Here is a 6,033-nt window from a genome sequence, read left to right as displayed (position 1 = left end):
GGCCCCACTTAAATCAGCGCCGCTCAAATCGGCAAGACACAAGTCGGCTCTGCTCAAATCGGCCCCGCTCAAATTCGCTCCCACCAGATCAGCGCCACTCAAGTCAGCCCCGGCCAGATTCGCACCACGCAAGTCAGCCCCGTTTAAATTGGTCTCGGTCAAGTCAGCGCCGCTTAAATCAGCGCCACTTAAGTCCAGCTTGATGTCCGTACTTTCGGTCGAATTCTCAGTCCGCCAACGATCAATGGCGACCGCACCTTGTCTGAAAATGTTAACATACTCAGAATTCGCCACTACATCTCCTCAAGCTAAATTGCATTCCATACTGGCTTCTCATTCTGACAACGAAACCAGTTATGTGCAATTGACATTACACCCCGATTTACAATGAAGTGCCTTGATTGAAGATAGCTTCTCGAGAAATAAAAAAATAATTGCTTATACAGAGAAAAAATAGTAGCCTGCTTGTAGCGCGACTTTATGGAAAGATGAGAACGATCTCATGAATTCTGAAATCAAGGACAATCAGAGCAAGCGACGGCGTAATCGTATCATGTCTATCATCTGCCTGATACTGATTGCTTACTGGTTGCTGACCTGGATCTGGGGAACCAGTCAGGTCCATCAGGATTATGTGAAATTGAATCGGCAAGGTCTGCCACCAAAATACAGACTTTTCGAAGATCGAAGGCCAGATGATGTTAACACAGTCTGGGCATTAATAGCATATCCGCACGCACCGTTGCCGGGAATTGTCAGTCTAGAAGTCGACTATGGAGCGGGCATGAGTATTTGGGGAGGCCCCGTGCGTCAATATTTCTTCTGGATTCCCGGCTATCATTCCAAAACCCCGTTCTGGGGCAGGGAGGTCTACGGAACCTATGAGGAAAACGATTAACCCCGTTCGTGTCTTTCGTAGTAGAAAAAAATCACAAAGGCCATGCTTCCCCAATGCACTCTTTCTGAATCGCCGATAGCTGTTCAATTCCCAATGTCGCCAGTTCGAGTTGTGCATCGAGTAATCCGCGATCAAAGGTCTGTCCCTCCGCGGTTCCCTGAACTTCGACAAAATCCCCGCCACCAGTCATCACGACATTCATGTCCACACCTGCGGTACTGTCCTCGATGTAATCCAGGTCGAGCACGGGTTGACCATTCACTACTCCCACTAATCAAGAGAGTGGGGTTCTTAATATATTAACGGGGTCACGGAATCAAATCCTTCTCTTCTATCCCGCATAAGCTCAGTATTCGATTGATGAATGATTTTAGCTCAGTACAGGCATTAATGGATACCATCAAGTCCTCACCCTTAAGAATGCTTCCGACATCACGAGCCTTCACGTAACTCTTTTTCTTCGATCCAGTACGATATACTTCCGCCAGCCAATAGGCAGGAGATTTACTATGATTGACAGTCTCTGGATTATTGGCAGGAGCCTTCCTATTGCTACCTGCAAGCGATTTGATTTTCTCCCAATATGGTAGCAACCATGCCTCAAAGTCGTGTAACGCCACGTGCACATAGAAGTGTTCTTCCTCACCAACCCATTTCTTCATCTTGGTCTTGGCATCGTCAGCTGTTGTATAATCTGGATATACGTCCGTCAGTGCGATCACGGCGTCCGCGGGATGTTGCTTGTCATTCAGTAGCATCTTAACCATTCGCTGAAGTTTATCGTTGGTTTTTAACCCACCATCGCTAGGAACCATATCCAACTTAGGCATATTTCCACTCAATCGTTTTTTCAAGAAGTTCTGTAAATATGGCTTGAAAGCTTGTTCCGTTTTTCCTTCGACAAGTATTGCAATTCTCATGGCCGACCTCCCATGCGACCGAGACGCCAGACTTCATCCATTGTGTACTCGTCAAGCCACTCCTCAAGATCGAGTTCATCTGCCCAAAGCATTTCGGCAATCCCATCGTCATCAAGATTCATCGTTAACACTTCTTCTGGTTTCAGGTAGCGGACTAGGCGGTCAGCATGTGTAGCTACGATTAGTTGAGTTCGTTGTGATGCTTCCCTCATCAAGTCTGCCAAGAGTGAAAGAAGTTCTGGATGTAGACTAACCTCTGGTTCGTCGATCAAGGTAACAGCTGTCAAGCCGGGACTGTGCAATAAAGTCACGAGCCAGAGAAATCGAAGTGTTCCTTCCGAAAGCTGGTTCATAAAAAATGGATTGTTGCTGGTTTTATCCTTCCAGGTCATTGCTAGAGTACCGGCTGCTACCGGTGGAAAGTTCAGGCGTTCAAAACTGGGAAAGCCAGCTCTTAAAGTATCTTCGATCGCATCATAAGCATCTCGATTTGTTTGGCTTAGTGTATACAGGCACGATGCGAGATGCTCCCCATCACGACCTGGAAGTTTTGCATCACGCATCTGTTGAGGAAGGCGAACAGGAGCTCGACGTGAAACATCCAGTACATGATAATGAGTCGAAGATGCTAGACGTTTTCTAAAATCTTCAGGTTCCTGAAACATCTTGGGCACTTGTGATAAGGCAGACTCGCTTTCATTATAATCCCAGTTTGGGGGTTGAAGTCCATCTTGTGGTGCGTAATAGCGAACATTACCATGATAAGCTTCCAAATGCTTAAACGGGGATGAATTTTGTTTCCGCTGTTGACTCAGTAGTTCATTTGAAATCTCATAACCCGCCCCCTTTTGCGATAACGAGATTTGATAGTCGATCGGATTATGCCCCGTTACTGGCATGGCCAGATCAAAAGACATAAAACGAGCTTTCCCAGTATTTTTGTCTGATAGATTTATAAGAGTGCCAGCATTTGTTATAGATAGGTTCGTAAGATTGCCATCAACGCCGCCAAAATCACTGATCGTTTCAGCAAGATCGCCAGAGGCAGATGCTGCCAGTAAGGTGAAAACATCAAGGACAGATGTCTTACCGCTACCATTTGCTCCAATCATGACGTTCAGGGGTTTAAGCTTCAGGTCCACATTATTGAGACGTCGAAAACCCTGCACATGGATCCTCTCAAAGGTACTCATGCATCATTCCTTTTTGTTCTGAAAATGGATCATCGCTTTATAGTAGCAAGCTCTTTTGAATTTTGTGTTTATTCTTATCTGTTCGCTATCATTTCATTCTACAACCATATTTATCTTACAGGAAACTAATTATCAAAATAGCAGTAATGCCTAAAAGAAGTGACATTATGAATTTTATCCAGTGCTTTAGGAAACTTGAAAAAAGACCCACTGATCAAATCGGCCACGCCTCACCAATACATTCTTTCTGAATCGCAGACAGCTGTTCGATTCCCAATGTAGCCAGTTCGAGTTGGGCGTCGAGCATACCCCGATTAAAGGTCTGCCCTTCAGCAGTTCCCTGGACTTCCACGAAATCACAGCCACCGGTCATCACCACGTTCATGTCCACACCTGCGGTACTGTCCTCGATGTAATCCAGGTCGAGCACCGGCTCACCATTCACTACACCTACACTCACCGCGGCCACGCTGTTTGTGAAGACTTTTTTGACGTCGAAGATTTCTTCTGGGGAGAGGTCACAGACATCCGGTATCGCGAGCACTGTATCCAGGAGTGCCAGAAATCCACCGGTGATACTGAGCGTGCGTGTGCCGCCATCTGCCTGGAGAACATCACAGTCCACGGTAATCGTGCGTGGCCCCAGCGCATCCATATCAACCACGGCTCTTAAACTGCGACCGATGAGTCGCTGGATCTCACTCGAGCGCCCGTCGGCCCGGCGTTGTTTACGGGGAGACGTACTGCCGGGCAACATGTTGTATTCCGCTGTTACCCAGCCACTTGGATTTTCGTCATGCTTTTTCCAGGGGGGAACGCTGTCTTGCAGGCTAGCGGTGCAAAGCACCACGGTGTCTCCCGCGGAAATCAGGATACTCCCGGGCGTGGCTTTGGTGTATCCACGTTCTACTTTGATCGGGCGAAGTTGGTCGGTCTGGCGGGAATCGTGACGCATGGTGCTGTCCTAAATTCTATGGAGTCAAATAGTTATCTGTGTGGAATTGATTTTTCGTCAAAGTTACCACGCTTTGACCGTGCATTTCAATGCAAGGGCCGCCGCTTTCTATTAAGATGTGCGTCATTCTTTGTTCTCCCTCGTTTCAGGATACGATTCTTTTGTTGATCTCAGAAATTTTTCACTCTCCGCAAGGCGAAGGTAAATGGATCGGGGTACCCTCGATTTTCGTTCGCACCAGCGGCTGCAATCTGCGGTGCTGGTTCTGCGATACGCCCTATACCTCCTGGAATCCGGAGGGGGATAAAATGTCAGTCGACGAGATCATGGATCATATCGCGCAATACGATTGTGAGCATGCGGTCGTGACCGGGGGAGAGCCGATGCTGTCCCACGAAGTCGAAACGTTGACACAACGTCTGCACGCAGCCGGCAAAGTGATCACCATTGAGACGGCGGGAACCATTTTGCAGGAAGTTCATGCAGATTTGATTTCAATCAGTCCCAAGCTCTCTAACTCCACACCCGTCAAAGATCCCGACTGGTCACACCGCCATGACGCGCGACGTGATCAGCCGGCCGTCATTCACGCGCTGATTAAAAAGTATCCCTATCAATTCAAATTCGTCGTTGATCAACCAGAAGATATGCACGAAATAGAAGAGTACTTAGACCGCTATCCGGAAATTGATCGCGCACGCGTCTATTTGATGCCCCAGGGAACGACGGCAGAGATGCTGGCTGAACGCATGCAATGGTTAGAGCCAGCTGCAAAACAGATGGGTTGTCAGGTTACACGGCGCATGCACATTGAACTCTGGGGGAACGTGCGGGGAAAATAATCCGGGTCGAATTTCTCAGCCGTTGAAGATCGCGGCGCGTGCCTGGATGACCCGTTCAATGGCGGCGGCTGGCGTTTCTGCGAGAGCCGTCAGGTGTCCCATCTTGCGACCAATGCGCGATTCCTGTTTGCCATACAGGTGCAGTTTGACGTCGCTGAATTGTTTCAAGGCATTCCAGTTTGGTGCCCCCGCTTCCCAATGATCCCCGAGCAGGTTCGCCATTGCTACGGGACCGAGAGATTGGGTGCTCCCCAAAGGCAGGCCGCAGATCGCGCGGACCTGTTGTTCGAATTGACAAGTCACATGCCCGTTTATCGTCAGGTGACCAGAATTATGAGGCCGTGGTGCGATTTCATTAATCATCAGTCGATGATCACTCGTCAGAAAGAATTCGACGCACATCACGCCCACGACATCCAGATGTTCAAATACGGCGCGTGTGATTTCAATCGCTTCCGCGTTAATCGCTTCGCCTACCTCTGAGGGAAATACCGAAATATCGAGAATATGATTCGTATGATCATTCTTCATCGGGCCATAGAAGGCAAATTCGCCAACCAGGCTGCGCACCCCAACGACCGACAGTTCGCACGTGTAATCGATAAATGCTTCCAGAACCGTTTCGTCCGCACCAACTTCGTTCCACGCAGTTTCAGCTACTTCAAGCGAATCGATTTTCACTTGCCCTTTACCGTCATAACCGGAGGTTGCCGACTTCAGCACCGCGGGGCAACCCAGTTCATTCAAGGCACTCTGTAATTCCTCAACCGAACGGACCACCGCAAACGGCGTGACCGGTATGCCGGCGTCGCGCAGTTCCGATTTCTCACGAATTCGATTCTGGGCAATGTGCAGCACGTTTGCACCGGGCCGCACGGGCGCATACTTCGATGCCGTCTCCGTTGTTTCCGAGAGTACATTTTCAAACTCGAATGAAATCACATCCACGTTTTTTGCAAATTCCGCGACCGCTTCCAGATCAGTATACTCCGCGCAGATTTCTACGTCCGCCACCTGGCCGGTAGGCGTCTTGCTTTCCGGAGAAAAGACATGCACGCCATATCCCAGACGGCGGGCTTCAATGGCAAACATGCGGCCCAGTTGACCACTGCCCAGCATGCCCAGCGTTGAGCCGGGATGAATCAAATCACTCATAGTTCGGAATTATCCAGTACGCTCTCGGTTTGATTCTTACAGAAGTCATGCATTTTTTGTCGCAGTTCAG

The 6,033-nt window shown here is 48.9% G+C and carries 8 protein-coding genes; 2 read left to right on the top strand and 6 right to left on the bottom strand.

Translation table 11 applies throughout. The features are described 5' to 3' along the window. Positions 1 to 246: pentapeptide repeat-containing protein (locus tag Q0668_RS03455; RefSeq protein WP_366918865.1), on the bottom strand; the 246-nt coding region annotated here is incomplete at its 3' end. 256 nt (positions 247 to 502) lie between these two features. On the opposite strand from Q0668_RS03455, the gene Q0668_RS03450 reads away from it, so the two are divergent. Beyond that, a complete protein-coding gene (locus tag Q0668_RS03450; protein WP_298859957.1) occupies positions 503 to 898 on the top strand; it encodes a hypothetical protein in 396 nt (131 codons plus the stop codon). 31 nt (positions 899 to 929) lie between these two features. On the opposite strand, the gene Q0668_RS03445 is transcribed toward Q0668_RS03450, so the two are convergent. From Q0668_RS03445 to rph, 4 genes are all read right to left on the bottom strand, one after another. Continuing rightward, positions 930 to 1,160, bottom strand: a complete 231-nt coding sequence (locus Q0668_RS03445; protein WP_298859956.1) for a hypothetical protein — start codon at positions 1,158 to 1,160, stop codon at positions 930 to 932. A gap of 46 nt (positions 1,161 to 1,206) precedes the next feature. After that, positions 1,207 to 1,818 (bottom strand): DUF4276 family protein, encoded by a 612-nt coding sequence (locus tag Q0668_RS03440; RefSeq protein ID WP_298859954.1) that lies wholly within the window; start codon positions 1,816 to 1,818, stop codon positions 1,207 to 1,209. Next, a complete protein-coding gene (locus tag Q0668_RS03435; RefSeq protein ID WP_298859952.1) occupies positions 1,815 to 3,011 on the bottom strand; it encodes an AAA family ATPase in 1,197 nt (398 codons plus the stop codon). Before Q0668_RS03435 ends, Q0668_RS03440 begins: the two co-directional genes overlap by 4 nt. Positions 3,012 to 3,225: 214 nt before the next feature. Further along, positions 3,226 to 3,966 (bottom strand): ribonuclease PH, encoded by a 741-nt coding sequence (rph, locus tag Q0668_RS03430; RefSeq protein ID WP_298859950.1) that lies wholly within the window; start codon positions 3,964 to 3,966, stop codon positions 3,226 to 3,228. Positions 3,967 to 4,055: 89 nt separating this feature from the next. Between rph and Q0668_RS03425 the strand changes: the two genes are divergently transcribed. Then, positions 4,056 to 4,808 (top strand): 7-carboxy-7-deazaguanine synthase QueE, encoded by a 753-nt coding sequence (locus Q0668_RS03425; protein WP_366918864.1) that lies wholly within the window; start codon positions 4,056 to 4,058, stop codon positions 4,806 to 4,808. 15 nt (positions 4,809 to 4,823) lie between these two features. On the opposite strand, the gene Q0668_RS03420 is transcribed toward Q0668_RS03425, so the two are convergent. Beyond that, positions 4,824 to 5,963, bottom strand: coding sequence for a 5-(carboxyamino)imidazole ribonucleotide synthase (locus Q0668_RS03420; protein ID WP_298859948.1), 1,140 nt, complete (start codon positions 5,961 to 5,963; stop codon positions 4,824 to 4,826). Positions 5,964 to 6,033: the final 70 nt, after the last annotated feature.

It is taken from the genome of uncultured Gimesia sp., from assembly GCF_937910335.1.
In the GTDB taxonomy this organism is placed as follows: Bacteria; Planctomycetota; Planctomycetia; order Planctomycetales; family Planctomycetaceae; genus Gimesia.
The sequence above is the reverse complement of the archived record's forward strand: the minus strand, read 5'-3'. Positions and strand labels throughout refer to the sequence as shown.